Source organism: Caulobacter sp. P1_D6, from assembly GCF_056406095.1.
Map to the genome: position 1 here is coordinate 76,771 of NZ_JBFUAW010000006.1, position 23,373 is coordinate 100,143.

Here is a 23,373-nt window from a genome sequence, read left to right on the forward strand (position 1 = left end):
CCTTAAATCCCGTCAGGCCCGTGGGCTCAAGCCCGTATCTCCCCGGAGGCCTTCTTCCCTTCTTCCTTCTCTCTTTAAGAAGATTTTAAGGAAGACTGTAGGAGATGGTGAGCAAGTGCCTAACGGGGAAAACCCGCGTGCGGCGCACCATGCCCCCCGACCATCCGAAATCCATCCAAGCGTGACCCACATGTGGGCGCGAGCCTGTGAACTATGGGGATAGTCCGCTAGCGCTTCGTAATTCCTAATGAAACGTTAAGATGGCTAACGGCGCCGTAACCATGAGCGTTCGCTCATCCCACCTTGGGGGAATCGGAAACGCACCGGCTGTGGAGCTCATCCGAGACTGGGGATTGTCCGGCATCAATGTGACCGTTTAACACAGGGTCAGTTCGACGCGCCGTAACGAGCCGGGATTCACCCCCGCTCATCCCCAGGGGCCAAGCCAGTGGTTAAGCAACCGTTAACGGATGATCCACAGGAAGCTGGCGCCCCCGAGGGTGAAAGAGCCGCGCCGCGCTTCGCGACCTACTTCCACATTCACCTGGTGTCGGACTCCACGGGCGAGACGTTGAACGCCATGGCGCGCGCCGTTTGCGCCCGTTTCACCGATATCCTGCCGATTGAACACATCTACGCCCTGGTCCGTTCCACGCGCCAACTCGACCGGGCGCTGGAGGAAATCGCCGGCGCGCCGGGCGTGGTCATGCACACGATCATCGACCCGAACCTGCGCTCGGCCCTGGAGGAAGGCTGCCGGCGGCTGGAGATGCCCTGCATCGCCGCCCTCGATCCGGTGGTCAGCGCCATGTCGCGCTATCTGGGCGCGCGGATCTCCACCCGGGTCGGCGCCCAGCACGCGCTGAACAACGACTATTTCGATCGGATCGAGGCGCTGGACTACGCCATCGCCCACGACGACGGCCAGGGCGGCCAGGACCTGACCCAGGCCGACGTGATCCTGGTCGGCGTGTCGCGCACCTCCAAGACCCCGACCTGCATCTATCTGGCCCACCGCGGGGTGCGCGCCGCCAATGTGCCGCTGGTGCCCGGCCGACCGCCGCCCGAGGAGCTGTTCACCCTGAAGAACACCCTGATCGTCGGGCTGATGACCTCGCCCGAGCGGCTGATCCAGATCCGCCGCAACCGCCTGCTGTCGCTGAAGGAGAACCGCGAGAGCGACTATATCGACACCGACGCGGTGCGGCAGGAGATCATCGGCGCCCGCCGGTTGTTCGAGCGTCAGGGCTGGCCGATCATCGACGTCACCCGGCGGTCGGTCGAGGAGACGGCGGCGGCGATCATCAACCTGCTGTCTGGCGGCCGCGGCCAGGTCGAGGTGCTGGGATGAGCCCTCCCCCCATTACCCTGGCGTCCACCAGCTCGGCGCGCCAGGCGATCCTGCGCAACGCCGGCGTCGCCTTCGAAGCGGTCGGTTCGGGCGTCGACGAGGAGTCCGCCAAGGCCGGCCTCCTGGCCGAAGGCGCTTCGCCGCGCGAAGTGGCCGACGCCCTGGCCGAGCTGAAGGCGTTCAAGGTCTCGACCAAGCGCCCCGGCCTGGTGATCGGCTCGGACCAGACGCTGGAGCTGGACGGCGCCCTGTTCGACAAGGTCGACACGGTCGAGGCCGCCCGCGAGCGGCTGAAAGAGCTGCGCGGCAAGGTCCACAAGCTGCACTCGGCCGTGGTCGTGGCCCGTGACGGCCGGCCGATCTGGCGGGTGGTCGAGACCACAAAGCTGTCGGTCCGCGACTTCAGCGACGCCTGGTTGGAAGGTTATCTGCAGCGCAACGCGCCTGACGTCCTGTCCTCGGTCGGCTGCTACTTCCTCGAGGGCGAGGGGGTGCAGATGTTCGACCGCATCGATGGCGACTATTTCGCCATCCTCGGCCTGCCCGTGGTGGGCCTGTTCGATTTCCTGCGCCTTCACGGAGCTCTCGAGGCATGAGTATTACGGGAGCCGCGATCGTCGCCGGCGTCTGCGGCCAGCCGATCCGCCACTCGATGAGCCCGGTGATCCACAACGCCTGGATCGCGGCGGCCGGGCTGAATGCGGCCTACGTGCCGTTCGCGCCGGGCGAGGACAATTTCGAGACCTTCGTCGAGGGCCTGCGCGGCGGGGCGATCCGGGGCCTCAACGTCACCATCCCGTTCAAGGAGCAGGCCCTGGCCTGTGCCGACCGCTGCAGCGACCTGGCCAAGCTGGCCGGCGCGGCCAACCTGCTGATCTTCGAGACCGACGGCACGATCACCGCCGACAACACCGACGGTCCCGGCCTGATCGGGGCCATCGCCGTCCAGGCGCCGGGTTTCGACCTGACGTCGTCGTCGGTGGTGATCCTGGGCGCGGGCGGTGCGGCCCGGGGCGCGGCCGCCGCCCTGGCCCTGGCCGGCGCCCCGCGCGTCAGCATCGTCAACCGCACCTTCGTCCGCGCCGAGGCCATCGCCGTCTCGATCGGCGGCGTGGTCGAGGCCGCGTCGGAGGACGAGCTAGACGCTCTGCTCTCCCAGGTTGGCCTGGTGATCAACGCCACGTCGTTGGGCCTGGGCGGCGGCGCGGGTCCCGCCGCGCGCCTGGAGCTGACGCCGAAAAACGCCGTGGTCGTCGACATGGTCTACAAGCCGCTGCGCACCGAGTTCTTGAACCGCGCCGAAACCGCCGGCCGCCGCACGGTGGACGGGCTGGAGATGCTGCTGCGCCAGGCGGTTCCCAGCTTCGAGGCCTTCTTCGGCGTGACGCCGCCGGCGCAGGTCGACGTCCGTGCCCTGGCCCTGGCCCAGATCGGGGACGCGGCGAAATGATCGTCCTGGGCCTCACCGGCTCCATCGGCATGGGCAAATCGACGACGGCCAGGATGTTCGTCGAGGCCGGCGTGCCGGTCTACGATTCCGACGCCGCCGTCCATGCGCTCTACGCCACCGGTGGGGCCGCGGTCGCGCCGGTGGAAGCCGCCTTTCCGGGCGTGGTGGTCGACGGGGCCATCGACCGCACCCGGCTCAGCGCGGCGGTGATGGGCAATTCCGAGGCCTTGGCGGTGCTGGAATCGATCGTCCATCCGCTGGTCGGCGCCCATCGGATCGGCTTCTTCGAGGACGCCAAGGCCCAAGGCGCCGACATCGTCGTGCTCGACATCCCCCTCCTCTACGAGACCGGCGGCGAGAAGAAGGTCGACAAGGTGGTGGTGGTCTCCGCTCCGGCCGACGTGCAGCGCGAACGCGTCCTGGCGCGGACGGGCATGGATCCCGCCAAGTTCGAGGCCATCCTGGCCCGCCAGACTCCGGATGCCGAAAAGCGCGCTCGGGCCGATTTCGTGATCGACACCGGCCGGGGCCTGGACGCGGCCCGCGACCAGGTCCGCGACATCCTGACCAGCCTTCGGGCCTCGGCCCCGCTTGAAGGCGGCGGCGAACAGGGTCATTGAAATCCGATGGCGCGGGAAATCATCCTCGATACCGAAACCACCGGCTTCGACCCCAAGACCGGCGATCGGCTGGTCGAAATCGGCTGCATCGAGGTGGTCGACTACATGCCCACGGGCAAGTCGTTCCACGAATATTGCGATCCGCTGCGCGACATGCCGGCCGAGGCCCAGAAGGTGCACGGCCTCTCGTCCGAGTTTCTGACCGGCAAGCCGAAGTTCCACGAGATCGCCGACCGGTTCCTGGAGTTCGTCGGCGATTCGCCGGTGATCGCCCACAACGCCGCCTTCGACCGCAGCTTCGTCAATTTCGAGCTGGAGAAGTGCAATCGCGGCCCGCTGCCGGAAAGCCGCTGGGTCGACACCCTGGCCATGGCCAAGAAGCGCTTTCCGGGCATGTACAACTCGCTCGACGCGCTCTGTAAGCGGTTCAAGATCAGCCTGGACAGCCGCGACAAGCACGGCGCCCTGATCGACGCCCACTTGCTGGCCGAGGTCTATCTCGAGCTGCAGGGCGGCAAGGAACGGGCGCTGGAGCTGACCCAGGTGGTCGCCGTCACCGCCGTCTCGGCCGCCCGCCAGGGTTCGTACGGCGCCCGCCCCCGGCCCCTGGCCCCGCGCTCGACCGAGGAAGAGCGCGAGATCCACGCCGCCTTCATCCAGAAGAACCTCAAGGACAAGGCCGTGTGGCTACAGTTCGGCGTGGGGCTCGTGGTCGAGGGCTGAGCCCGCGGCGTTACGCGCTCTCGCCCAAAGTGACGAGCAGAGCGTCCAGCTGCTCGAACTGCTCGGGCAGCCCATCCGCCGCTCCGGCGGACGCGTCGAGGGCCTCCTTCGAGGGATAGAGTTCGTGCAGGACCAGCAACGTCTGGCCGTCCTTTTCCTCGAAGGTGACCGTGGTCACGGGGCCGTCTTCACTCTCGTCGTTGGTCCAGACGAGGCGCGAGGGCGGCGTCACTTCGATGTACTTGCCGAAAAAGGCCATGGTGTTCGCGGCGTCGTGTCCGAATTCGAGGCGGTAGCCGCCTCCGACCCGAACATCCAGCTCGCAGGACCGCAGGTTCATTCCCAACGACTTCGGGACCCACCAGAGCTTGAACAGGTCGGACCGGGTCCACGCCTCGAACACGATGCGGGCGGGGGCGTTGAAGGTGCGGGTGACCACGAGCTCGCGCTCGGACTTCCGGTCGATCGCCGTGTGGTTAGTCATCGATTTTCTCCCTGCGTTTCAAATCCTCGACAATCCCGTCCAGCGCGTCGAAGCGCGTGGCCCAGAGCTGTCGGTAGCTTTCGATCCAGGCCGCCTCTTCCTCGAGCCTGCGCACGCCGAGCCGGCAGGTGCGCACCCGCCCGACCTTCCGCGTCGTGACGAACCCCGCATCCTCCAGGACGCCGACGTGCTTCTTCATGCCCGTGAGGGTCATGTGGAACTTGTCGGCGAGCTCCGTGATCGAGGCGTCCGAACGTCCGAGCTGCTCCAGGACGCCGCGTCGGGTGGCGTCCGAGAGCGCGGCGAACGAAGCATCGAGGCGATCTATCGTATACTGAACCATATGGTTCAGTATTAGCGCGCGGATTTGCGACATGCAAGAGGCCGCCGGGCCTGGCCGCCGACTGACCGGCTACAGGCGGACCTTCCTAGGGTCGAACGGGATGGAGGGTCGGCGCTAGACCCGCAGATCCGCCGTGACGGGCGCGTGGTCGCTGGGGCGTTCCCATTCACGGACAGTGTCGTGGACCTTGGCGGTGACCCTGCCGTCGACGATGGCCGCGTCGCGCAGGCCGGGGCTGGCCAGGATGTGGTCCAGGCGCAGGCCGCGGTTGGACTTGCGGAAATCGGCGGCGCGATAGCTCCACCAGCTGAACAGCTTTTCCGGCTCGGGCGTGGCCAGGCGCGGCAGGTCCAGCAGGTTCATCGACTTGATCATCGCGTCGAAGGCTTCGAGCTCGGCCGGCGTGTGGCTGACAACCTTCAGCATCTGGCGGTGACTCCAGACGTCGTTCTCGCCGGGCGCGATGTTCAGGTCGCCGGTGACGATCAACGGCGCCTTGGGATCACGCTTCCTCAGGGCGGCGGTCAGGGTCTCATAGAAGTCGAGCTTGTGGTCGAACTTCGGATTGCCGATGCGATCGGGCGTGTCGCCGCCCGCCGGGATGTAGAAGTTCTGGATGTCGACGCCGGCCACCTTGACCGCGACGCAGCGGGCATGGCCCTCGCGGCAGTTCATCAGCGTCGGCACGTCCTCGAATGGCAGGCGCGAGGCGATGGCGACGCCGTGCCAGCCCTTCTGGCCCATGATCTTGAGGTGCGGCAGGCCCATGGCGATGAAGGCCTCGCGGGGGAATTCCCCCTCCTGGCACTTGATCTCCTGCATGCAGAGCACGTCGGGCGCCTGCTCGTCGACGAAGCGGGCGGCCTGCTCGGCGCGCAGGCGGACGGAATTGACGTTCCAGGTGGCGATACGGAGGCGCATGCCGTTCCTCTAGAGCTTGGGATCCCCAAACCACAACGAAAAACGCCCAGGCGCTGAGCGCCTGGGCGAAAGTCGGGTCTCTCATGCCGCCGCCGGGAGGGGATAGGTCCGGCACGGTTGCGAAGAGCGGGTCGGGCGCTCCTCGCCATGCGTGTTAAATCTGCCACGCCAGGAATCTAAGTCAAGGACAATCGCGTTAACATCTTGCATGTTGTGAAATTGTCGCATTTGGGCCGTGTTGGATGGCCTAAATACAACTAGGGCTTGCCGACCCGGCGCCTCGGATCGGTTAGGACGAAAAGTTTCGGGGCCAGGCCCGAGGTCTTTTCGAAGTCCACCAGGCGCACGCGGGTCTCGCCGCCCTTCACGTCGGTCACGGTCCAGCCGATCAGGGCGGGCGCGTTGCTGAAGTCCAGGGCGATGCGGCCCAGGGTCTGGCGCTTGGCGTCGACGGCGGTGATCGTGAAGCCGTCCGACAGCTTGCGCACGCCGGTGATGGTCACGCCGCGGTCCAGCCGCACCTCGCGGGCCAGCAGCAGGACCAGGGGCGTGCGGCTCAGCGGATAGCTCTCGAAGGTCTTCAGCCGGGGATCGAAGATATTGACGGCGCTGCCGTTGCTGACGACCAGCAGCCCGTTGGGGCCGTCATAGGCGAAGCGGGCCTTGCCCGGACGCTGCAGATAGAAGTCGCCTTGGGTCTGGGTTCCCCGCGCGTCGGTCTGGACGAAACGGCCCTTGGCCGAGCCCAGCGCCTGGATATAGGCGGTGGCCTTGTCGACCAGGGCCTGGTCCTCGGCCGAGAGCTTGGCCGCCGGCGGTTGGGCGGCGAGGGCTTGGCCGGTCACGGCGGCGGCCAGGCCAAAGCCGGCGGCGGCGAGGATCAGGCGACGGGTCGGGGTCGTGGTGGTCATGCGATCTCCCAAGGGCGTTCCGCGAAAGTGAGCGGTTTCGCGAGTGGAACGCCCGTCAATAATGCCCCCAACCTTTGCCCTGCCCGCGCGTCGGACGAAAGGCCACGGCGCGACCATTTTCCGGCGCTCCGATGAAGCGTCGTTCAGGTTCGGAAGGTTGGAGGCAGGAGAAACGCGGTCGAACGGCCTAGGTTTCCGGATGCGGTCGGGGACATGCACATGTGCATGTCCCCATCAGCTGATCACATCGGAGGCGGCGGCGGGGCCAGGATCTCGCGCTTGCCGGCGTGGTTGGCGGCGCCGACGACGCCTTCCTTCTCCATCCGCTCCATCAGCGAGGCGGCGCGGTTGTAGCCGATCTGCAGGCGGCGCTGGATGTAGCTGGTCGAGGCCTTGCGGTCGCGGGTGACCACCGCCACGGCGTGATCGTAGAGGTCGTTGGCCCCGCCCTCGCCGGCGAACGCGCCCTCGACGGCCTCTTCCTGTTCCTCGTCGCCGCCGGCGGTGACTTCTTCCAGATAGTTGGGAATGCCCTGGTCGCGCAGGAACTTGGCCACGGCCTCGACCTCGCCGTCCGACACGAACGGGCCGTGCAGGCGGGTGATGCGGCCGCCGCCGGCCATGTACAGCATGTCGCCCTGGCCCAGCAGCTGCTCGGCGCCCTGCTCGCCCAGGATGGTGCGGGCGTCGATCTTGCTGGTGACCTGGAAGCTGATCCGGGTCGGGAAGTTGGCCTTGATGGTGCCGGTGATCACGTCGACCGACGGACGCTGGGTGGCCATGATCAGGTGAATGCCGGCGGCGCGGGCCATCTGGGCCAGGCGCTGGACGGCGCCTTCGATGTCCTTGCCGGCCACCATCATCAGGTCGGCGACCTCGTCGATCACCACGACCAGGTAGGGCATGGGCTCGGGACGGATCTTCTCGGTCTCGTAGATCGGGCGGCCGGCGTCGTCGAAGCCGGTCTGGACGGTCCGCTCGAAGTGCTCGCCCTTCTCCAGGGCCTCGTTGGCCTTCTCGTTGAAGCCGCCGATGTTGCGCACGCCGATCTTCGACATCCGGCGATAGCGGTCCTCCATCTCGCGGACGGTCCACTTCAGCGCCACCACGGCCTTCTTCGGATCGGTGACGACCGGGGCCAGCAGGTGCGGGATGCCGTCATAGACGCTGAGCTCCAGCATCTTCGGGTCGATCATGATGAAGCGGCACTTCTCGGGCGGCAGCTTGTAGAGGATCGACAGGATCATGGCGTTGACGCCGACCGACTTGCCCGAGCCGGTGGTGCCGGCGATCAGCAGGTGGGGCATCTTGGCCAGGTCGGCGATGTAGGTTTCGCCGCCGATCGTCTCGCCCAGGGCCATGGGCAGGATGTGGGTGGCCTTGTCGTAGTCGGACGACGACAGCAGGTCGCGCAGATAGACGGTCTCGCGACGCGAGTTGGGCATCTCGATGCCGATGGCGTTGCGGCCCTGGGCCACGGCGACGCGGCACGAGATCACGCTCATCGAGCGGGCGATGTCGTCGGCCAGGGCCACGACGCGGGCGGTCTTGGTGCCGGCGGCCGGCACCAGCTCGTACATGGTGACCACGGGGCCAGGACGGATCTGGTCGATCTGGCCGCGCACGCCGAACTCGGCCAGCACGCTTTCCAGCAGGCGGGCGTTCTGGCGCAGGGCCTCCTCGTCGAACTCGGCCGAGCGCGGCTTGGGCTTGGCCAGCATGGCCAGTTCGGGCAGCTGGAAGCCCTCGGCGTCGAAGTCGAAGGCCTTCTGCTGTTCGCGCTGCTCGCGGGCGTTGGACTTGCCCGGGACCTTGGGCTGGGCGATGGCCAGGGGGCGGACTTCGAAGCTGGGCTCGAAGGCGTCGTCGTCCTCGACCGGAACCGGCGCGGCCTTGGCCGGCTTGGCGGCGGCCTTGCTGGGCGCGGCTTCGGGCTCGACGACCGGGGCGGCCTTCCGCGGGGCGCGGGGACGGGCGGCGGGTTCGGGTTGCGGGGCCGAGACGGGCGCGGCGGCACGTTCGCGCGGCTGCATCAGGCCGTGGATCAGGTCGCCGATCGCCTCGGGGTCGATGCGGCGCACGCCGATCGCATAGCCCAGGGCCACGACGGCGCCGATCGCCAGCAGCAGGGCGGCGATCAGGTGGGCGCCGGGCAGGCGGGCGAAGCCGAGCAGGCCGGCCAGCAGGTTCAGCAGGCCGTCGCCCCAGAACCCGCCCAGGCCCTTGGCCAGCGGCCAGGCAGCGGGACGCGGCGGAGCGGCCAGCAGACCGGCCAGGGCCAGCAGGCCCAGGCCCCCGACCAGGGCGCGGACCCGCAGGTCGCGGCGATGGGCGGCGGGATCGGGCTGGGTGACGCGCGACATGCCGAACACCAGCATCAGGGCGGCGGCCATCCAGCCGGCCAGGCCCATCGACTGCATGACGATGTCGGCCAGGGCCGCGCCGGCGCCGCCGAGCGCGTTGGTGGCGGGCAGACCGGTGGCGGCGTTCAGGCTGGGATCGGCGGCGTTGTAGGTGGCGACCGACAGCAGCAGGCCCGCGCCGACCACGCAGATCACGCCGCCCCGGAACCGCGCCGACCACGGCTGGGCCCAGCCGTAGCGCACCGCGTCCCAGACCAGTTCAACGCTCGATCGCCGCGCCGCTCGCGCCATCAGAAGTCACCTTGCACTCGTAGAACCGCCTACTTGTGCCCCAAGAGGGTTAAGAGCCGTTTACGCTGATGGGGCGATCGTGCGGTTTGAGGTCGCGGAATCGACGGCGACCAAGTCGGAACAAAAAGCGAACATACGTCCGGACTCGACGTGGCCGGGAGTCATTCTGGCGCGTAACCCGCTGTTGGTTGGCGGGTCAGTGGGTGCGGTCATGGACAAGGAGCTTTTGAGTCAGTTGCCGATCATTCTGTCGGCGGTCGCGACGGTGTTCACCGCCCTGGCGACCTTGGTGTGGGCGTTCCGGCGGCGGCCTTGAGCGCCGCCGGAAGCTCGGCTCAGGCCGTGCCCAGATAGTCCTTCTTGCCGATCTCGACGCCGTTCTTGCGCAGGATCGCGTAGGCGGTGGTCAGGTGGAAGAAGAAGTTCGGCTGGGCTTGGGTCTGCAGATAGGCCAGGCCCTTGACCACGCTGGTCTCGCCGCGGCGGGTCAGGGTGATGTCGCGGTCCTCGGCGTTCTCGAACTTGGCGGGGTCCAGGCCCTCGACATAGGCGATGGCGCGGTCGACACGGGCGATCAGGCCGGCGAAATCGGTCTCGACGTCGTCCCAGGCCGGAACCTCCTCGCCGGCCAGGCGCGCGGTGCAGCCCTTGGCGAAGTCGGTGGCGATCTGCGCCTGGCGCAGCAGCGGGAACATGTCGGGGAACAGGCGGGCCTTCAGCAGGCTGTCGGGGTCGAGCTTCTTGGCTTCAACATGCGCGGCGGCCTTGGCCAGCACGCCTTTCAGGCCTTTCAGCCCCTGAACGAAGACGGGGACGCTGGCCTGGTGGATGGTGATGGTCATGGGAACTCCGGCTGGAGCATTTTCGAGCGAAGTGGACACCGGTTCGCGTGAAGAAAATGCGTGAAACAAAAATCTAGAGCCAACCTGATGCAATCAGGTCGGAGCTCTAGGGGGAGCCGTGAGCCATAACGTGCACCGCCGTCCGGAGCCAGACCGCCCAGAAAAAGCCGTCACCGTGCCGCTCGATCCGGCGAACATCGGTTTTCGAACCGTCGCCTGGGGAGCACAAGTCTATGGTCGCCGCCTCGTTCCACCGTCTGGTCCTGGTCGCTTCGGCCCTCCTGGCCGCGAACGCCGCCTCAGCCCAGGTCCCGGCCGCGCTTCAGGCGTCCGAACAGGCGGTCTATGCCGGGAAATTCGACGCGGCGGTCGCGCCGCTGAGCGCGGCCTTGGCGCGGACCGAAACCCCGGAAGACCGCATGCAGCTGCTGCTGCAACAGATGCGCGTCCACCAGACCCAGCGGCTGTCGGGCAAGATCAGTCCGGACGAGGCGTCCGTCGCGGCGGCGGTCAAGGCCCTGGCGCCGCGCATCCAGGACCCCGCCCTGCTGGGCCTGATCGGCCTGCGCGAAACCACCTCGGACTATTTCGAGCGCCTGACCACGGATCGCACGTCCGACGTGATGAGCCTGCAGCCCGCCTATCGCCTGGCGGCCGACCGCCTGACTGACCCCTGTCTCAAGGCCGAAGCCCAGTTCTTCGTCGGTCTAATGCCGCAGATCGGCGGCGACATCGCGACCTCGGGTCCGCCCCTGGCTGAGGCCCTGCGGATCGCCACCGCCGGCCATTGCGACCTGGAGGTCTCCTACGTCCTGCGCCACCAGGCCGCCGAGCGCGACGCGGCGGGCGACAAAATCCGGGCGCGGGACCTGATGGCGCGGTCCCTGGCGATCCGCCAGCGGATCGGCTTCCAGGTCTTCGTCCCCTACTCGCTGCTGTCCCTGGCCGACGCCGAGCAGGCCGTGGGCGAGACCCAGGCGGCGCGAGCCCACCGGCAGGAGGCGCTGGACCTGGCGCGCAAGCTGGATCTGCCCGCCCAACAAGCGGCCGCGCGCGAGGCTCTGGGCGAAAAAGCGGCCTAGCTCGGATCGTTCAAGCGCGGCCGGAACGGAACGGGGTTCGCCGCGCGGGGTTTCTCAGGGGTTCAATTCACTCCCTCAGGAGCATTCCCCATGAAAGTCAGCGACGCGATGACCAGCCAGGTCTCCACCGCCGCCCCCACCGACACCGTGCGCAAGGTCGCCCAGGTGATGGCCCATGTCGAAACCGGCGCCGTGCCGATCGTCGAGAACGGCAAGGTCGTCGGCCTGGTCACCGACCGCGACATCGTCCTGCGCGTGGTCGCCGAAGGCCGCAGCTTCGATTCGCCCATCTCGGAAGCCATGAGCGAGGGCGACGTCCAGAGCGTGCGCGAGGACGACGTCCTGGCCGACGCCACCGCCAAGATGGCCAGCCATCAGATCCGCCGCCTGGTCGTGCTCAACGAGGCCGGAAACCTGACCGGCATCCTGTCGCTGGGCGACGTCGCCAAGGACTACGGCGCCAAACAGGTGGGCAAGACGCTGGAGGACATCTCGGCGGAACCGGCGGACGCGGCGGCTTCCTAACCTTCTCCCATAGGGAGAGGGCGAAAAGAAAAAGGGCGGCCCCGTGAGGAGCCGCCCTTCCCGTATCTGGATGCTGGAAGCTTTAGACCAGCGAGCTGTCGATGCCCTTGCAGGCTTCCATCAGGCCCTTCACCGACTCGACGGACTTGGCGAACATCGCCTTTTCCGCGTCGTTGGTTTCGAACTCGACGATCTTCTCCGCGCCGCCGGCGCCGATCACGACCGGCACGCCGACATAGAGGCCGTCCAAGCCGTATTGGCCGGTGAGGAAGGTGGCGCACGGCAGGACGCGCTTCTTGTCCTTCAGGTACGACGTCGCCATGGCGATGGCCGATTCCGCCGGAGCGTAGAAGGCCGAGCCGGTCTTCAGCAGGGCGACGATCTCGCCGCCGCCCTTGCGGGTGCGGTCGACGATGGCGTCCAGCTTTTCCTGGGTCAGCCAGCCCTGCTTGACCAGTTCCGGCAGCGGCAGGCCGCCGACCGTCGAGTGACGGACCATCGGCACCATGTCGTCGCCGTGACCGCCCAGGGTCCAGGCGTGGATGTCTTCCACCGACACGCCGGTGGCTTCGGCCAGGAAGTAGGCGAAGCGCGCCGAGTCCAGGACGCCGGCCATGCCGATGACCTTTTCCTTGGGCAGGCCCGAGAACTGTTGCAGGGCCCAGACCATCGCGTCGAGCGGGTTGGTGATGCAGATGACGAAGGCGTTGGGGGCGTGGGCCTTGATGCCCTCGCCGACGGCCTTCATGACCTTCAGGTTGATGCCCAGCAGGTCGTCGCGGCTCATGCCCGGCTTGCGCGGCACGCCGGCGGTCACGATGCAGACGTCGGCGCCGGCGATGTCGGCGTAGTCGTTGACGCCCTTCAGCGTGATGTCCTTGCCGAACACGGCCGAGGCTTCGGCGATGTCGAGGGCCTTGCCCTGCGGGGTGCCTTCGGCGATGTCGAACAGCAGGATGTCGCCCAGCTCTTCGCGTGCCGCGATGTGGGCCAGGGTGCCGCCGATCATGCCGGCGCCGATGAGGGCGATCTTCGCGCGAGCCATGGGGTCTCCGTCAAGGCTGTGGACGATGAATGTCGGGGCGCGGTCTACGCCCGCTGAGGCTTAGTCTCAAGCCCTCTTTCCCGTTTCGCTGCAGTGCGGCAAAACTGCCTGAACAACGATAAGGAGACGCGGGGATGAGCAAGACCGATCCGGGGAACTATTTCGAGGACTTCCGCCTGGGCCAGGTGATCGTCCACGCCACCCCCCGCACCGTCACCGCCGGCGACGTGGCGCTGTACACGGCGCTGTATGGACCGCGTTTTTCGCTGTTCTCGTCCGACGTCTTCGCGCGCGATTGCGGGCTGGAGACCGCGCCGGTCGACCCGCTGATCGCCTTCCACGTCGTCTTCGGCAAGACCGTGCCGGACATCAGCCTGAACGCCGTGGCCAATCTGGGCTACGCCGAGGGCCGGTTCCTGGCCCCGGTGCATCCGGGCGACACCCTGTCGGCGAGATCCGAGGTGATCGGGCTGAAGGAGAACTCCAACGGCAAGACCGGCGTCGTCCATGTGCGCACCACGGGGGTGAACCAGCGCGGCGTGGCCGTGCTCAGCTATGTGCGCTGGGTGATGGTGCGCAAGCGCGACCCGGCCGCGGCGGTCGAGGGGCAATCGATCCCACAGCTGGCCGCGGTCGTGGCCGCCGCCGACCTCGTGCCGCCGCCCGGCCTGGACTTCAGGAAATACGACTTCGCCCATGCCGGCGCGCCCCACGCGTTCGAGGACTATGCGGTGGGCGAGAAGATCGACCACGTCGACGGCATGGTCGTCGAGGAGGCCGAGGCGCAGATGGCCACGCGGCTGTGGCAGAACACCGCCAAGGTCCATTTCAACCAGTTCGAACGCGCGAAAGACCCGTCGGGCCGGCGGCTGGTCTATGGCGGGGTGGTGATCTCGACGGCCAAGGCCCTGTCGTTCAACGGCCTGCAGAACGCCGGCCTGATCCTGGCGATCAACGGCGGGCGCCATGTCAGCCCCTATTTCGCCGGCGGCACGGTGTTCGCCTGGAGCGAGGTGCTCGACAAGGCCGACCTGGGCCATGGGATCGGGGCGCTACGCCTGCGCCTGGTCGCGACGGTGGACCGGCCCTGCGCCGACTTCCCCGACAAGGACGAGGCGGGAGCCTATGCTCCGGGCGTCATCCTCGACTTCGACTATTGGGCGGCGGTTCCGAAACGTGGCTGAGTTCATCCTCGATCCGGCCTTCACGGCCACGTCCGCCGAGCTGGGCGACCTTTCGCTGTGCCACGCCCGCCTGCAGCTGGACGCCCGCTATCCGTGGGTGGTGCTGATCCCCCGCATCGGCGCGGCGCGCGAGCTGGAGGACCTGTCCGTCGCTGACCGTGCGCGTCTGATGGAGGAAACGGTGCTGGCCGGAGCCGTCGTCCGCGCCGTCGCCGATGTCCTGGGCCTGGCGGTCGACAAGCTCAATGTCGGCGCCCTGGGCAATGTGACGCCGCAGCTGCACGTCCACGTCCTGGGCCGCCGGGTCGGCGATCCGGCCTGGCCGGGTCCGGTGTGGGGGCACTCGCCCGGCGTGGCCTATGAGCCCGTGGTGCTGGGCCGTGCGGTGGCGGCGACGCGTGAGACCCTGGGTCTCTGACGCCGCCGCGCGCCCTCAGGCCACGTAGCCGCCGTCGATGGTCAGGCTGGCCCCGGTCATGAAGCCGGCCTCCTCGCGGACGAGATAGGCCACCAGGCCGGCGATCTCGCGGGTCTCGCCCATGCGGCCCAGGGGGATCAGCGGCTTGACGAAGTCGATGATGCCGTCGGTCATGTCGGTGGTGGTCGGGCCGGGCTGGACGTTGTTGACGGTGATCGCGCGCGGCGCCAGGTCGATGGCCGCGCCCCGCACCAGGCTGGCCACGGCCGCCTTGGTCATGGCGTAGGCCCCGCCCCCGGGCACGCCCACGCGCAGGGCGGTGTTGCTGCCGATCGTCACGATCCGGCCGCCGTCGGTCAGGAGCGGCGCTGCATGGTGGATCGCGGCGAACACTCCGCGCACGTTGATCGCCACCATGCGGTCGAAATCGTCCAGCGACAGCTGGTCGATCGCGCCCCGGGTCAGGACCCCGGCGTTGACCACCAGGATGTCCAGCCGGCCGAACTGCGCCACGGTCTGGTCGATGGCGGCCTTGATCTGGTCGGCGTCGGCGCTGTCGGCCTGGAAGGCGGCGGCGGTTCCGCCCTCGCTCTCGACCTTCGCCCGCAGCGTCTGGGCGCTGTCCGGCGAGGCGGCGTAGGTGAAGGCCACCCGCGCGCCGTCCTTGGCCAGCCGCTCCACGATCGCCGCGCCGATGCCGCGCGAGCCGCCCAGCACCAGGGCGACCTTGCCGTCTTGATCTCGTTCCATCTGGCATCTCTTTCTTGACTGTTCAGTCCATAACGAGATCGCATATGGCATTGTGGATCGTTCAGTCAAGAACGTTATGGACGGATCGGTCAATTATCGCTAGAAGGCCTCATGGCCAGACCGACGGAATTCGATCGCGACGAGGCGATCGGCAAGGCGATCGAGGTGTTCGCCGACCACGGCTACGAGGGGTCCTCGACCACCGAGCTGCTGGCGCGCATGGGCATCGGCCGACAGAGCCTGTATGGCGCGTTCGGCGACAAGAAGCGGCTCTTCCTGCAGGCGCTGGAACGCTACAGCGCCGGCAGTCTGGCGCAGATGGAGGTCGCCCTGGCCGCCGAGAGCTCGCCTCGCGCCGCCATCGAGGCCGCCCTGCTGGCCTTCGCCGCCGGACCGGACGCCGCGCCCCAGACCGGTTGCCTGGGCGTCGGCTCGATCGCCGAGTTCGGACGCGCGGACGCTGACATCAACGCCATCAACGACGCCGCCGGCCGTCGCTTCAAGGCCGCGTTCGCCGCGCGGCTGGTGGACGGCGTGGCGGCGGGCGAGTTCGCGTCCGACTTGGATGCGCAGGTCGCCGCCGAGTTCCTGCTCACTGTCCGGTCCGGCCTGAAGATGGCCGCCCGTGAAGGCGCGAGCCTGGATCGGCTGCGGTCCTCGGTCCGGCTGGCGATGCGGGGCCTGGAAGCCTAGCGCTTCTTCTTCTTGCTCGAACCCTTGGCCGTCGCCTTGCCCTTGGCTTTCGAGCCCTTCGACGCCACGGCCTTGCCCTTCGCGCCCTTCTTGCCCTTGGCCGTCGTCGCCTTGCCCTTGCCGGACTTCTTGGCGGCGGCCGCGCACTTGGCCTTGGCGGCTTTCAGGGCCTTGCCCTTCTTGCCCTTGGTCGAGCAGGCCGCGGCCTTGGCGGGCGCGTCGGCGACCACGCGGGGCGCGGCGGGGCGAGCGCCCCAGATCACCGGGCCTCGGCCGGTCGGGACGTAGCCCGGCGGCAGGGTGGCCTGGGCCACGCGATGGGCGGTGACCCGGGTCTCGACGCCGTTCTCGTTGAGCTTGCCGCTCCACGACCCGTCGCCGCGCGGCGTCAGGTCCAGGGTCGCCAACTGGCCGGGGCGCGGCGAGAACCGGGCCAGGAAGCCGCTGTAGGACCGATCGACGAAATCGATCAGGCCGGTGGAGCTCACCGTCCCGGGCCGGCGCGGGTCGCGCCAGGCGCCTTCCAGCCCGTCATAGCCGCCGACCTTGTCGACCAGCTGCAGCGCATAGAGCGTCACGCCGTCCGGACCCTCGATCGCCCAGCCGCCGTCCAGCGGGCCCTGCAGGCCCTGGGCGGCGAGGATAGAACCCTTGACCCGCAGGTCGTAGGCCTCGGCCGTCGGCATGTAGCCGCCTTGCGGGACCGCTTCGGGTCCGGGGATCGGCAGGATGGTCGGCTTGTGCGGCGGCAGCGGCGCCTGGGGCGCGGCGTCCTCCTCGTCGGTGGTCTGCGGGCCGCTCTGGGCGATCAGGTCGGCCAGGGGATCGACGGCCTGGTCGGCCGAGACCGCCGTGTCCGGGGCCGCCGGGGCGGCCACGACGGGCGGGGCGTTTGGATCGACGGGCGCGGTCTGGGCCGGCGGGACGGCGGTCGGCGCGGGAACAGGCGCCGTCGCGACCGGCGCCTCCTGGGCCAGGACTTGCCCAGAAAGGACGGGGGCGGCGGCGAAGGCCAGCAGGGAGATCAGGAGCGCGCGCATGAGGCCTTCGTCTAGGCGGCCGAGCGTTCGGCGATGGCGGCGGCCACCGCCACCAGCCGTTCGGCCTGAACCAGGTGCAGCCGCTCGGCCATCTTGCCCTCGACCCGCAGGGCGCCCTTGCCGGCGTTCTCGGGTGCGGCGAAGGCGGCGATCACCGCCTGGCTCCAGGCGATCTCGTCGGCGGTCGGCGAGAAGGCGCGGTTGCAGATTTCCAGGTGTTTGGGGTGGATCAGGGTCTTGCCGTCGAAGCCGAAGTCGACGGCCTGGCCGCAGACCGCCTCCAGGGCGTCCAGGTCCTCGATGTCGTTGTGCACCCCGTCCAGGATGGTCAGGCCGTGGGCCCGGGCGGCGGCCACCGACAGCGACAGGATCGGCAGGAACGCTTCGCGCCCCGGCGTCTGGCGGGCCCGCATCTCCTTGGCCAGGTCGTTGACGCCCATCACCCAGCCGCTCAGCCGGGTGGTGCGCGAGGCGGCGGCGATCTCCCACAGGTGGAAGGCGGCCTTGCCGGTCTCGATCATGGTCCAGAGCTTGGTGTGGACCGGGGCGGCGTGCAGGGCGGCCTGGTAGGCGTAGACGTCGGCCGCGTCATTGACCTTCGGCACGAGCACCGCGTCCGGGCCCGCCTCGGCGGCGGCCTTCAGGTCGGCCTCGCCCCAGGGGGTGTCCAGGCCGTTGGCGCGGATGACGATCTCGCGCGGGCCGAAGCCTCCGGCCTTGACCGCCGCCACGGCGGCCTCGCGGGCGGCGTCCTTCATGTCCGGGGCGACGGCGTCCTCGAGGTCCAGGATGATCACGTCGGCGTCCAGCGAGCGCGCCTTGTCCACCGCCTTGGCGTTGGAGGCGGGCATGTAGAGGGCGCTGCGGCGCGGCCGGGCGAGGTCGGACATGAGGCTCCCGCGGGAATTCTTGGTCTTGTTCTTCCTCTTAAGCATCTGAATGGGCGCACCGGAAGCCGTCACACGCGACAACAGCAGAACGGTGTCCAGATTCACCGGAACGGGGTTAAGCTGACCGCATGACCACGCGCTATGACGACACCGCCAAGAACGTCCTGGGCCAGGAGCTGCAGCCCTGCTCGCTGAACCCGGTGACCGGTTTCTATCGCAACGGCTGTTGCGAGACCGGGCCGCACGATCTTGGCCTGCATACGGTGTGCGCGGTGATGACGGCCGAGTTCCTGGCCTTCTCGGCGGCCACCGGCAACGACCTGTCGACTCCGCGCCCCGAATACGCCTTCCGAGGTCTGATCCCCGGCGACCGCTGGTGCCTGTGCGCCGGCCGCTGGAAGGAGGCTCTGGACGCCGGCGTCGCCCCGCCCGTGGTGCTGGAGGCCAGCCACGAGGAGATGCTGGCGGTGGTCCCGCTGGGGGTGCTGAAGGACCACGCGGTCGCATGATCGAGACGGCCGAGGAATTCGTCCGATTGAGGACCAGCCAGGAGGTTTCTGACTACAACCGCGCCGCCCGAGAACCGGCGGCTCTGGAGGTCTGGTTGGACGTGATCGCCCGTTTTCCCGACATGCGGCAGTGGGTGGCGCACAACAAGACCATTCCCATGGAGATCCTGCGCCATCTTGCGGACGACCCCGACCGCGATGTTCGTCTCTCCGTTTTGGCGAAGAGAAAAGTGCTCAGTCGCAGTCAGGTCGACCGACCCTTAGTCGAAAAGTTCTCACGCGATCCCGACGTAATGATCCGAGTAGGTGTCGCGTTTCACCGTAGTACACCGCGCGACATCATCGAGCGCTTGGCCAAGGAGGACCCTTCGTCCTGGGTTCGTGGCAAGGCGCTGGAGGCTCTGGCCGTATTAAACGACGAGGCCGCCCAGAAGGCTTAGATCAGCGGCTTCAATTCCCCCAGCATCGTCGGGATCAACTCCGACACCGTGGGGTGGATGTGCACCGCGCGCTGGATCGTGGTGTAGGGCGCCTTGGCGTACATGATGTCGATCATGCCGTGGATGGCCTCGTCGCCGTTCAGGCCCAGGATCGCCGCGCCGAGGAGCTGTTTGCTCTCGGCGTCGACCACCACCTTCATGAACCCCTGCGTCTCGCCCTTCTCGGTCGCCCGGCCGACGCGGGTCATCGGGCGCTTGCCGACCAGCAGCGGCCGGCCGGTGGCGCGGGCCTCGGCCTCGGTCATGCCGACGCGGCCCAGGGGCGGGTCGATGAACAGGCCGTAGCAGGTGATGCGGTCGCTGACCTTCCGAGGATCGTTGTCGAGCAGGTTGGCGGCGATGATCTCGAAGTCGTTGTAGGCGGTGTGGGTGAAGGCGCCCTTGCCGTTGCAGTCGCCCATGGCCCAGACGCCGGGATTGCTGGTCTTCAGCTGGTCGTCGACGACCACATAGCCGCGCTTGTCCAGCTCGACCCCGGCCTTGTCCAGGCCCAGGTCGTCGGTGTTGGGCTTGCGGCCGATGGCCAGCAGGGTGTGCGAGCCGATCACCTGCGGCGCGCCGTCCTCGCAGGTGACGTGGACGCAGACGCCTTCCGGACAGGGCGCGAACGAAATGCATTCGGCGTTGAGGCGGATGTTCACCCCCTCGGCCTCGAGGATCTCGCGCACCGCGTCGGAGATCTCCGGGTCCTCCCGGCCAATCAGGCGCGGGCCCATCTCGACCACGGTGACCTCGGCCCCGAAGCGCCGGTACATCTGGGCGAACTCCAGGCCGATATAGCTGCCGCCGACGATGACCAGGTGCTTGGGCAGCGCCTCGACCTCCATCATGCCGACATTGGTCAGGTACGAGATGTCGTTCAGCCCCGGCATGTCGGGCGCGTTGGCCCGGCCGCCGACATTGAGGAAGATCTTCGGGGCGGTCAGCAGCGCATCGCCGACCCTCACGGTGTCGGCGCTCTCGAAGCGGGCATGGCCGCGGAAGACCGTGCAGCCCTTCATGCCGCCCAGCCACTTTTCCAGGTTGCCCCGGGCGTTGAGGGTGACGGTCCGGGCGCGGTCATGGACGCGCTTCATGTCGACGCCGACTTCACCGCCGCCGAGCGTGACGCCGTATTCCGCCGACCGCCGCGCCAGATGAGCGGCGTAGGCGCTGGCCACCAGGGTCTTGGTCGGCATGCAGCCGGTGTTGACGCAGGTGCCGCCGAAGTCCTTGCGTTCGACCAGGGCGACGGTCCAGCCGGCGTCGGTCAGCCGGCCGGCCAGGGACGGCCCGGCCTGTCCGGCCCCGATGACGATGGCGTCGAAGCTTTGGGCGGCCATGGGTCAGAGGGCCGAAACGATCAGGGCCGCGCCGACCACGGCGACGACGTCTTCCAGCAGGCCGGCCGGCAGGTCCTTGCCGAACGCCTTGGCCAGGCGGCCGCGCAGATCGGCGCCGCCCAGGGTGCCGATCACCGCGCCGATCGTCCCGGCCACCGCGCCGCCGATCCAGGCGCCTCCTGAAGAGCCTGGGGCCGTCATGCCGATGGCCGCGCCGCAGAAGGCGCCGCTGACGACGCGTGTCCCGAACTGCACGGGCACCTTGCGGCTGGGGGTCTGGGGCAGCTGGTCGCCGACCAGCTCCAGCACGGCCAGGGCGGTGAACACCCAGGTGGCGATCGTCCCGCCCACCCACGCCAGCGGCGTGCCCTCAAGAGAGAAGAGCCCCAGATGCGCGCCCCAGGCGACGGCGGCCGGAGCGGTCATGGCGCGCAGGCCGGCGACAACCCCGATCAGCAGGGCGAACAGGTAGAGGGACATGCAGGTCTCCGGCTCGTTAGCGCTGCCTTGATCTGGCGCGCGGCCGGATAAAACCGCAAGGGCGAACGCCGTTCTTGGACGTTTCCGCTTTGGTTGAGGGCTTCAGCCCAGCGGATACTCCGCTTCCAGCCGGTAGGCCGAACCCTCGTGGGTGCGCCAGCTGGAATAGAGGCCGAAGCGGTCGACGCGGAACGGCGGCGAGTGCAGCAGGTTGTTGCCCTGAATCCACGCGGCGACCTCAGGCACGGCCGGCCGCTTCAGATAGGCCAGGGTGACGTGCGGCGTGTAGACCCGGGTCTCGGGCTTGAGGCCCGCCCGCCGCGCGGCGCTTTCGTTGGCCTTGGCCAAGTGGCGCAGGTCCGGATTCTCGGCCACCCCGGCCCAGACGGCGTGGATCTCGACCCCTTCGCCGAAATGACCGACGCCCTGGAGCTCGAGATCGAAGGCCGAGGCGTGGATCTCCCGCAACTCCTCGTCCAGGTCGGCGGCGGTGGTCTCCTGCACGTCGCCGATGAACTTCAGAGTGATGTGGAACGCCTCGCGCGGCCGCCAGCGCGCGCCCTCGATCCCATGCTGGCGGGGCAGCAGGTGATCGCCGACCTCGGCGGGAATGGCGACGGCGGTGAACAGGCGGATCATGAGGCCGATTTAGCGAGGCACAAGGCCCCGGTGCAAGGCGAGCGTCCGCAATTGCGAGGGCTGGTGGCGACTGCTACCCAAGGTGAAGCTAGGTGAGGGTCGTGTTGTGAGAGTTGGTTTGCAGGTCGCGTCGGCGAGCTTGATCGCTCTGGTGTTGACGGCGTCGGCGCACGCCACACCGCAACCGGTCATCTCACCACCGGACTGGTTGCGAAAGCCCACCGGCGAGGAAGTGGAGGGCTTCTATCCCGAACGCGCTCGACGCGAGCAGGTGTCGGGGCAAGTTTCGATTGCCTGTCATGTGACGATCGAAGGCCTCCTGACGATGTGCCAAACGTCCGGCGAAAAGCCGACCGGCTTTGACTTTGGCCGGGCGGCGGTTGAACTGAGCAGCTTGTTTCGGCTGAACCCCAAACTGGTCGACGGCCAGGCGGTGGACGGCGGGACCATCACGATCCCAATTGTTTTTCATCCTCCGCGCAAACCCGCAGTCGGCGACGAAGCGATTGTGCTCACCAAGTTCGATCCGGACTCGCCGCCGGCCAAGACAGAAGCCCCGGTCGTCACTTGCCCGAACGGCGAGGGCGAATGCCAAGGGCACTACCTTGATTGGCTGGCGCGTCCAGACAGGAAGACAGCAGCGCAAATCCTGGCGTCGGTGACGCCAAGCGAGCGTGGGACGGGCGCTGTTTGCACTGTCGCACCCGATGGTTTGCTCAAGGACTGCGAGTTCGGCGGCGACGATCTGCCAGACAACGTGGCGGTAGCCCAAAAGGCCGTCGCCCTCATGCGGGCCTCCTCCACGACGGAGGATGGCGTTCCAACGGCGGGACTGACGGTTCTTATTCCATTCAAGTGGGAGTGGTGGGCCGGGGGATACGACCGGCCCTAGTCATCACCTACGGACAGGGATTGGGCTGCAGCGCGTGCAAGGCGTTGACCGCCTTTTCCATCTCCTCGGTCCAACTCAGGTCGAAGGCGGCGATGTTGGTCTTCAGCTGGTCCATCGAGGTCGCGCCGATGATGGTGGCGGTGACGAACTGGCGGGTGTCGCAGAACTTCAGGGCCAGCTGGGCCGGGTCGAAGCCGAACCGGGCGGCCAGGTCCACATAGCCGCGGATCGCCTCCTCGGCGCCGGGGCCCTCGTAGCGCTGCATGCGGTTGTAGAGCGCCTTGCGCGAGCCGGCGGGCAGCTTGCCGTCCAGGTACTTGCCGGTCAGGGCGCCCTGGGCCAGGGGCGAATAGGCCAGCAGGCCGACCTGCTCGCGCATGGCGATCTCGGCCAGGCCGTATTCGAAGGTGCGGTTGGCCAGGTGATAGGCGTTCTGGATCGAGGCGATGCGCGGCAGGCCTTTCGCCTCGGCCTCGGCCAGGAAGCGCATCACGCCCCACGGAAACTCGTTGGAGACGCCGATCGAGCGGATCGTGCCCTTCTTCACATGGGCGTCCAGCGCCTCGAGGATGTCGCCGAAGGCCTCGAAGTCCTGCTCGTAGTCCTTGAAGGTCTGGCCGCCGAACACCCGGACCGGGCGGTCGGGCCAGTGCAGCTGGTAGAGGTCCAGATAGTCGGTCTCCAGGCGCTTGAGCGACTGCTCCACCGCATAGTCGATCTGGGCCTTGGTCTGGCGGGTCGAGCCGCCGTCCGGCCGCATCCACGACAGGCCGCCGAACGCCGCGCCCCGACCGGCCACCTTGGAGGCCAGGACGATCTCCCGACGCTTGCCGGTTTTCTTCAGCCACGAGCCGATATGGCGCTCGGTGTTGCCCTGGGTCTCCGGGTTGGGCGGGCTGGAATACATCTCGGCGGTGTCCCAGAAGGTCACGCCCTGATCGAGCACGTAGTCCATCTGTTCATGGGCCTCCGCCTCGCTGTTCTGCGAGCCCCAGGTCATGGTGCCCAGGCAGCAGCGCGAGACCTGGATGCCGGTCCGGCCGAGTTCCACGTAATCCATGTGATCCCCATCGTAGATGCGTGGAAACTGAATAGAGGCTGGCGT

General features: G+C 68.1%; 28 protein-coding genes. 14 read left to right on the top strand and 14 right to left on the bottom strand.

Annotated features, from left to right (window positions below):
- Positions 1–448 precede the first annotated feature (448 nt).
- The 5 genes from AC1DYP_RS03920 to dnaQ are packed head-to-tail and all read left to right on the top strand — an operon-like array spanning position 449 to position 4,144.
- The gene (locus AC1DYP_RS03920; RefSeq protein ID WP_477034466.1) at positions 449–1,351 is read left to right on the top strand and encodes a pyruvate, water dikinase regulatory protein; all 903 of its coding nucleotides are present in this window, start codon (positions 449–451) and stop codon (positions 1,349–1,351) included.
- The gene (locus AC1DYP_RS03925; protein WP_477034467.1) at positions 1,348–1,947 is read left to right on the top strand and encodes a Maf family protein; all 600 of its coding nucleotides are present in this window, start codon (positions 1,348–1,350) and stop codon (positions 1,945–1,947) included. The genes AC1DYP_RS03920 and AC1DYP_RS03925 overlap by 4 nt, the downstream gene beginning before the upstream one ends.
- Positions 1,944–2,801 carry a shikimate dehydrogenase gene (aroE, locus tag AC1DYP_RS03930; RefSeq protein WP_477045218.1) on the top strand — a complete coding sequence of 286 codons (858 nt, stop codon included), beginning with the start codon at positions 1,944–1,946 and terminating at the stop codon, positions 2,799–2,801. Before AC1DYP_RS03925 ends, aroE begins: the two co-directional genes overlap by 4 nt.
- A complete protein-coding gene (gene coaE, locus AC1DYP_RS03935; RefSeq protein WP_477045219.1) occupies positions 2,798–3,421 on the top strand; it encodes a dephospho-CoA kinase in 624 nt (207 codons plus the stop codon). Before aroE ends, coaE begins: the two co-directional genes overlap by 4 nt.
- A gap of 6 nt (positions 3,422–3,427) precedes the next feature.
- Positions 3,428–4,144, top strand: a complete 717-nt coding sequence (gene dnaQ / locus AC1DYP_RS03940; protein ID WP_477045220.1) for a DNA polymerase III subunit epsilon — start codon at positions 3,428–3,430, stop codon at positions 4,142–4,144.
- A gap of 10 nt (positions 4,145–4,154) precedes the next feature.
- On the opposite strand, the gene AC1DYP_RS03945 is transcribed toward dnaQ, so the two are convergent.
- The 5 genes from AC1DYP_RS03945 to AC1DYP_RS03965 form a co-directional block, all read right to left on the bottom strand.
- The gene (locus tag AC1DYP_RS03945; protein WP_477034471.1) at positions 4,155–4,628 is read right to left on the bottom strand and encodes an SRPBCC family protein; all 474 of its coding nucleotides are present in this window, start codon (positions 4,626–4,628) and stop codon (positions 4,155–4,157) included.
- Positions 4,621–4,971, bottom strand: a complete 351-nt coding sequence (locus tag AC1DYP_RS03950; protein ID WP_477045255.1) for an ArsR/SmtB family transcription factor — start codon at positions 4,969–4,971, stop codon at positions 4,621–4,623. Before AC1DYP_RS03950 ends, AC1DYP_RS03945 begins: the two co-directional genes overlap by 8 nt.
- A 114-nt stretch (positions 4,972–5,085) precedes the next feature.
- Positions 5,086–5,892 carry an exodeoxyribonuclease III gene (locus AC1DYP_RS03955; protein ID WP_477045221.1) on the bottom strand — a complete coding sequence of 269 codons (807 nt, stop codon included), beginning with the start codon at positions 5,890–5,892 and terminating at the stop codon, positions 5,086–5,088.
- Positions 5,893–6,149: 257 nt separating this feature from the next.
- Complete coding sequence (locus AC1DYP_RS03960) at positions 6,150–6,803, bottom strand: outer-membrane lipoprotein carrier protein LolA (protein ID WP_477045222.1); 654 nt, start codon at positions 6,801–6,803, stop codon at positions 6,150–6,152.
- 242 nt (positions 6,804–7,045) lie between these two features.
- On the bottom strand, positions 7,046–9,457 hold the full coding sequence (locus AC1DYP_RS03965) for an FtsK/SpoIIIE family DNA translocase (protein ID WP_477045223.1): 2,412 nt from the start codon (positions 9,455–9,457) through the stop codon (positions 7,046–7,048).
- Between the two features lie 79 nt (positions 9,458–9,536).
- On the opposite strand from AC1DYP_RS03965, the gene AC1DYP_RS03970 reads away from it, so the two are divergent.
- Entirely contained in the window at positions 9,537–9,773 is a 237-nt protein-coding gene (locus tag AC1DYP_RS03970; protein ID WP_477045224.1) for a hypothetical protein, read from the top strand.
- Between the two features lie 19 nt (positions 9,774–9,792).
- On the opposite strand, the gene AC1DYP_RS03975 is transcribed toward AC1DYP_RS03970, so the two are convergent.
- The gene (locus AC1DYP_RS03975; protein ID WP_477045225.1) at positions 9,793–10,299 is read right to left on the bottom strand and encodes a DUF1993 domain-containing protein; all 507 of its coding nucleotides are present in this window, start codon (positions 10,297–10,299) and stop codon (positions 9,793–9,795) included.
- A 233-nt stretch (positions 10,300–10,532) separates the two neighbouring features.
- Here AC1DYP_RS03975 and AC1DYP_RS03980 point away from each other — a divergent pair, with 233 nt between their 5' ends.
- Both AC1DYP_RS03980 and AC1DYP_RS03985 read left to right on the top strand, forming a co-directional pair.
- A complete protein-coding gene (locus AC1DYP_RS03980) occupies positions 10,533–11,381 on the top strand; it encodes a hypothetical protein (protein ID WP_477045226.1) in 849 nt (282 codons plus the stop codon).
- Between the two features lie 90 nt (positions 11,382–11,471).
- Positions 11,472–11,906 (top strand): CBS domain-containing protein, encoded by a 435-nt coding sequence (locus AC1DYP_RS03985; RefSeq protein ID WP_477045227.1) that lies wholly within the window; start codon positions 11,472–11,474, stop codon positions 11,904–11,906.
- Between the two features lie 82 nt (positions 11,907–11,988).
- Here AC1DYP_RS03985 and mdh read toward each other — a convergent pair whose 3' ends face one another.
- Entirely contained in the window at positions 11,989–12,951 is a 963-nt protein-coding gene (gene mdh, locus AC1DYP_RS03990) for a malate dehydrogenase (protein ID WP_422181023.1), read from the bottom strand.
- A 134-nt stretch (positions 12,952–13,085) separates the two neighbouring features.
- Here mdh and AC1DYP_RS03995 point away from each other — a divergent pair, with 134 nt between their 5' ends.
- Together AC1DYP_RS03995 and AC1DYP_RS04000 are read left to right on the top strand one after the other, a co-directional pair.
- Complete coding sequence (locus AC1DYP_RS03995) at positions 13,086–14,135, top strand: MaoC family dehydratase (RefSeq protein ID WP_477045228.1); 1,050 nt, start codon at positions 13,086–13,088, stop codon at positions 14,133–14,135.
- Positions 14,128–14,553, top strand: coding sequence for an HIT domain-containing protein (locus AC1DYP_RS04000; protein ID WP_477045229.1), 426 nt, complete (start codon positions 14,128–14,130; stop codon positions 14,551–14,553). Before AC1DYP_RS03995 ends, AC1DYP_RS04000 begins: the two co-directional genes overlap by 8 nt.
- Before the next feature lie 15 nt (positions 14,554–14,568).
- Here the strand turns inward: AC1DYP_RS04000 and AC1DYP_RS04005 are convergent, their stop codons facing one another.
- Entirely contained in the window at positions 14,569–15,303 is a 735-nt protein-coding gene (locus AC1DYP_RS04005) for a 3-oxoacyl-ACP reductase family protein (RefSeq protein ID WP_477045230.1), read from the bottom strand.
- Positions 15,304–15,414: 111 nt separating this feature from the next.
- Between AC1DYP_RS04005 and AC1DYP_RS04010 the strand changes: the two genes are divergently transcribed.
- Positions 15,415–15,996 (top strand): TetR/AcrR family transcriptional regulator, encoded by a 582-nt coding sequence (locus tag AC1DYP_RS04010; RefSeq protein WP_477045231.1) that lies wholly within the window; start codon positions 15,415–15,417, stop codon positions 15,994–15,996.
- On the opposite strand, the gene AC1DYP_RS04015 is transcribed toward AC1DYP_RS04010, so the two are convergent.
- Together AC1DYP_RS04015 and AC1DYP_RS04020 are read right to left on the bottom strand one after the other, a co-directional pair.
- Positions 15,993–17,036 carry a hypothetical protein gene (locus tag AC1DYP_RS04015; protein WP_477045232.1) on the bottom strand — a complete coding sequence of 348 codons (1,044 nt, stop codon included), beginning with the start codon at positions 17,034–17,036 and terminating at the stop codon, positions 15,993–15,995. The two genes, AC1DYP_RS04010 and AC1DYP_RS04015, sit on opposite strands and share 4 nt — an antisense overlap.
- Before the next feature lie 11 nt (positions 17,037–17,047).
- A complete protein-coding gene (locus tag AC1DYP_RS04020; RefSeq protein ID WP_477045233.1) occupies positions 17,048–17,926 on the bottom strand; it encodes an HpcH/HpaI aldolase/citrate lyase family protein in 879 nt (292 codons plus the stop codon).
- Positions 17,927–18,054: 128 nt separating this feature from the next.
- Between AC1DYP_RS04020 and AC1DYP_RS04025 the strand changes: the two genes are divergently transcribed.
- Positions 18,055–18,435 (top strand): DUF2237 family protein, encoded by a 381-nt coding sequence (locus AC1DYP_RS04025; RefSeq protein ID WP_477034483.1) that lies wholly within the window; start codon positions 18,055–18,057, stop codon positions 18,433–18,435.
- Complete coding sequence (locus AC1DYP_RS04030) at positions 18,432–18,875, top strand: hypothetical protein (protein WP_477045234.1); 444 nt, start codon at positions 18,432–18,434, stop codon at positions 18,873–18,875. The genes AC1DYP_RS04025 and AC1DYP_RS04030 overlap by 4 nt, the downstream gene beginning before the upstream one ends.
- Here AC1DYP_RS04030 and AC1DYP_RS04035 read toward each other — a convergent pair.
- From AC1DYP_RS04035 to thpR, 3 genes are all read right to left on the bottom strand, one after another.
- A complete protein-coding gene (locus tag AC1DYP_RS04035; RefSeq protein WP_477045235.1) occupies positions 18,872–20,257 on the bottom strand; it encodes an FAD-containing oxidoreductase in 1,386 nt (461 codons plus the stop codon). The two genes, AC1DYP_RS04030 and AC1DYP_RS04035, sit on opposite strands and share 4 nt — an antisense overlap.
- A gap of 3 nt (positions 20,258–20,260) precedes the next feature.
- Positions 20,261–20,737: a DUF4126 domain-containing protein gene (locus AC1DYP_RS04040; protein ID WP_477045236.1), complete on the bottom strand. Its 477-nt coding sequence runs from the start codon at positions 20,735–20,737 to the stop codon at positions 20,261–20,263.
- A gap of 102 nt (positions 20,738–20,839) precedes the next feature.
- Positions 20,840–21,376, bottom strand: coding sequence for an RNA 2',3'-cyclic phosphodiesterase (gene thpR, locus AC1DYP_RS04045; protein ID WP_477034486.1), 537 nt, complete (start codon positions 21,374–21,376; stop codon positions 20,840–20,842).
- A 118-nt stretch (positions 21,377–21,494) separates the two neighbouring features.
- On the opposite strand from thpR, the gene AC1DYP_RS04050 reads away from it, so the two are divergent.
- Positions 21,495–22,268, top strand: a complete 774-nt coding sequence (locus AC1DYP_RS04050; protein WP_477045237.1) for a TonB family protein — start codon at positions 21,495–21,497, stop codon at positions 22,266–22,268.
- Positions 22,269–22,275: 7 nt separating this feature from the next.
- On the opposite strand, the gene AC1DYP_RS04055 is transcribed toward AC1DYP_RS04050, so the two are convergent.
- A complete protein-coding gene (locus AC1DYP_RS04055; RefSeq protein WP_477045238.1) occupies positions 22,276–23,328 on the bottom strand; it encodes an aldo/keto reductase in 1,053 nt (350 codons plus the stop codon).
- Positions 23,329–23,373: the final 45 nt, after the last annotated feature.

What these genes read in the sequence shown, in the direction of transcription:
- AC1DYP_RS03925 (WP_477034467.1), top strand. Translation starts at nt 1,348, where the DNA reads ATGAGCCCTCCCCCCATTACCCTGGCGTCCACCAGCTCGGCGCGCCAG.
- aroE (WP_477045218.1), top strand. Translation starts at nt 1,944, where the DNA reads ATGAGTATTACGGGAGCCGCGATCGTCGCCGGCGTCTGCGGCCAGCCG.
- coaE (WP_477045219.1), top strand. Translation starts at nt 2,798, where the DNA reads ATGATCGTCCTGGGCCTCACCGGCTCCATCGGCATGGGCAAATCGACG.
- dnaQ (WP_477045220.1), top strand. Translation starts at nt 3,428, where the DNA reads ATGGCGCGGGAAATCATCCTCGATACCGAAACCACCGGCTTCGACCCC.
- AC1DYP_RS03945 (WP_477034471.1), bottom strand. Translation starts at nt 4,628, where the DNA reads ATGACTAACCACACGGCGATCGACCGGAAGTCCGAGCGCGAGCTCGTG.
- AC1DYP_RS03950 (WP_477045255.1), bottom strand. Translation starts at nt 4,971, where the DNA reads ATGGTTCAGTATACGATAGATCGCCTCGATGCTTCGTTCGCCGCGCTC.
- AC1DYP_RS03955 (WP_477045221.1), bottom strand. Translation starts at nt 5,892, where the DNA reads ATGCGCCTCCGTATCGCCACCTGGAACGTCAATTCCGTCCGCCTGCGC.
- AC1DYP_RS03960 (WP_477045222.1), bottom strand. Translation starts at nt 6,803, where the DNA reads ATGACCACCACGACCCCGACCCGTCGCCTGATCCTCGCCGCCGCCGGC.
- AC1DYP_RS03965 (WP_477045223.1), bottom strand. Translation starts at nt 9,457, where the DNA reads ATGGCGCGAGCGGCGCGGCGATCGAGCGTTGAACTGGTCTGGGACGCG.
- AC1DYP_RS03975 (WP_477045225.1), bottom strand. Translation starts at nt 10,299, where the DNA reads ATGACCATCACCATCCACCAGGCCAGCGTCCCCGTCTTCGTTCAGGGG.
- AC1DYP_RS03980 (WP_477045226.1), top strand. Translation starts at nt 10,533, where the DNA reads ATGGTCGCCGCCTCGTTCCACCGTCTGGTCCTGGTCGCTTCGGCCCTC.
- AC1DYP_RS03985 (WP_477045227.1), top strand. Translation starts at nt 11,472, where the DNA reads ATGAAAGTCAGCGACGCGATGACCAGCCAGGTCTCCACCGCCGCCCCC.
- mdh (WP_422181023.1), bottom strand. Translation starts at nt 12,951, where the DNA reads ATGGCTCGCGCGAAGATCGCCCTCATCGGCGCCGGCATGATCGGCGGC.
- AC1DYP_RS03995 (WP_477045228.1), top strand. Translation starts at nt 13,086, where the DNA reads ATGAGCAAGACCGATCCGGGGAACTATTTCGAGGACTTCCGCCTGGGC.
- AC1DYP_RS04005 (WP_477045230.1), bottom strand. Translation starts at nt 15,303, where the DNA reads ATGGAACGAGATCAAGACGGCAAGGTCGCCCTGGTGCTGGGCGGCTCG.
- AC1DYP_RS04010 (WP_477045231.1), top strand. Translation starts at nt 15,415, where the DNA reads ATGGCCAGACCGACGGAATTCGATCGCGACGAGGCGATCGGCAAGGCG.
- AC1DYP_RS04015 (WP_477045232.1), bottom strand. Translation starts at nt 17,036, where the DNA reads ATGCGCGCGCTCCTGATCTCCCTGCTGGCCTTCGCCGCCGCCCCCGTC.
- AC1DYP_RS04020 (WP_477045233.1), bottom strand. Translation starts at nt 17,926, where the DNA reads ATGTCCGACCTCGCCCGGCCGCGCCGCAGCGCCCTCTACATGCCCGCC.
- AC1DYP_RS04025 (WP_477034483.1), top strand. Translation starts at nt 18,055, where the DNA reads ATGACCACGCGCTATGACGACACCGCCAAGAACGTCCTGGGCCAGGAG.
- AC1DYP_RS04030 (WP_477045234.1), top strand. Translation starts at nt 18,432, where the DNA reads ATGATCGAGACGGCCGAGGAATTCGTCCGATTGAGGACCAGCCAGGAG.
- AC1DYP_RS04035 (WP_477045235.1), bottom strand. Translation starts at nt 20,257, where the DNA reads ATGGCCGCCCAAAGCTTCGACGCCATCGTCATCGGGGCCGGACAGGCC.
- AC1DYP_RS04040 (WP_477045236.1), bottom strand. Translation starts at nt 20,737, where the DNA reads ATGTCCCTCTACCTGTTCGCCCTGCTGATCGGGGTTGTCGCCGGCCTG.
- thpR (WP_477034486.1), bottom strand. Translation starts at nt 21,376, where the DNA reads ATGATCCGCCTGTTCACCGCCGTCGCCATTCCCGCCGAGGTCGGCGAT.
- AC1DYP_RS04055 (WP_477045238.1), bottom strand. Translation starts at nt 23,328, where the DNA reads ATGGATTACGTGGAACTCGGCCGGACCGGCATCCAGGTCTCGCGCTGC.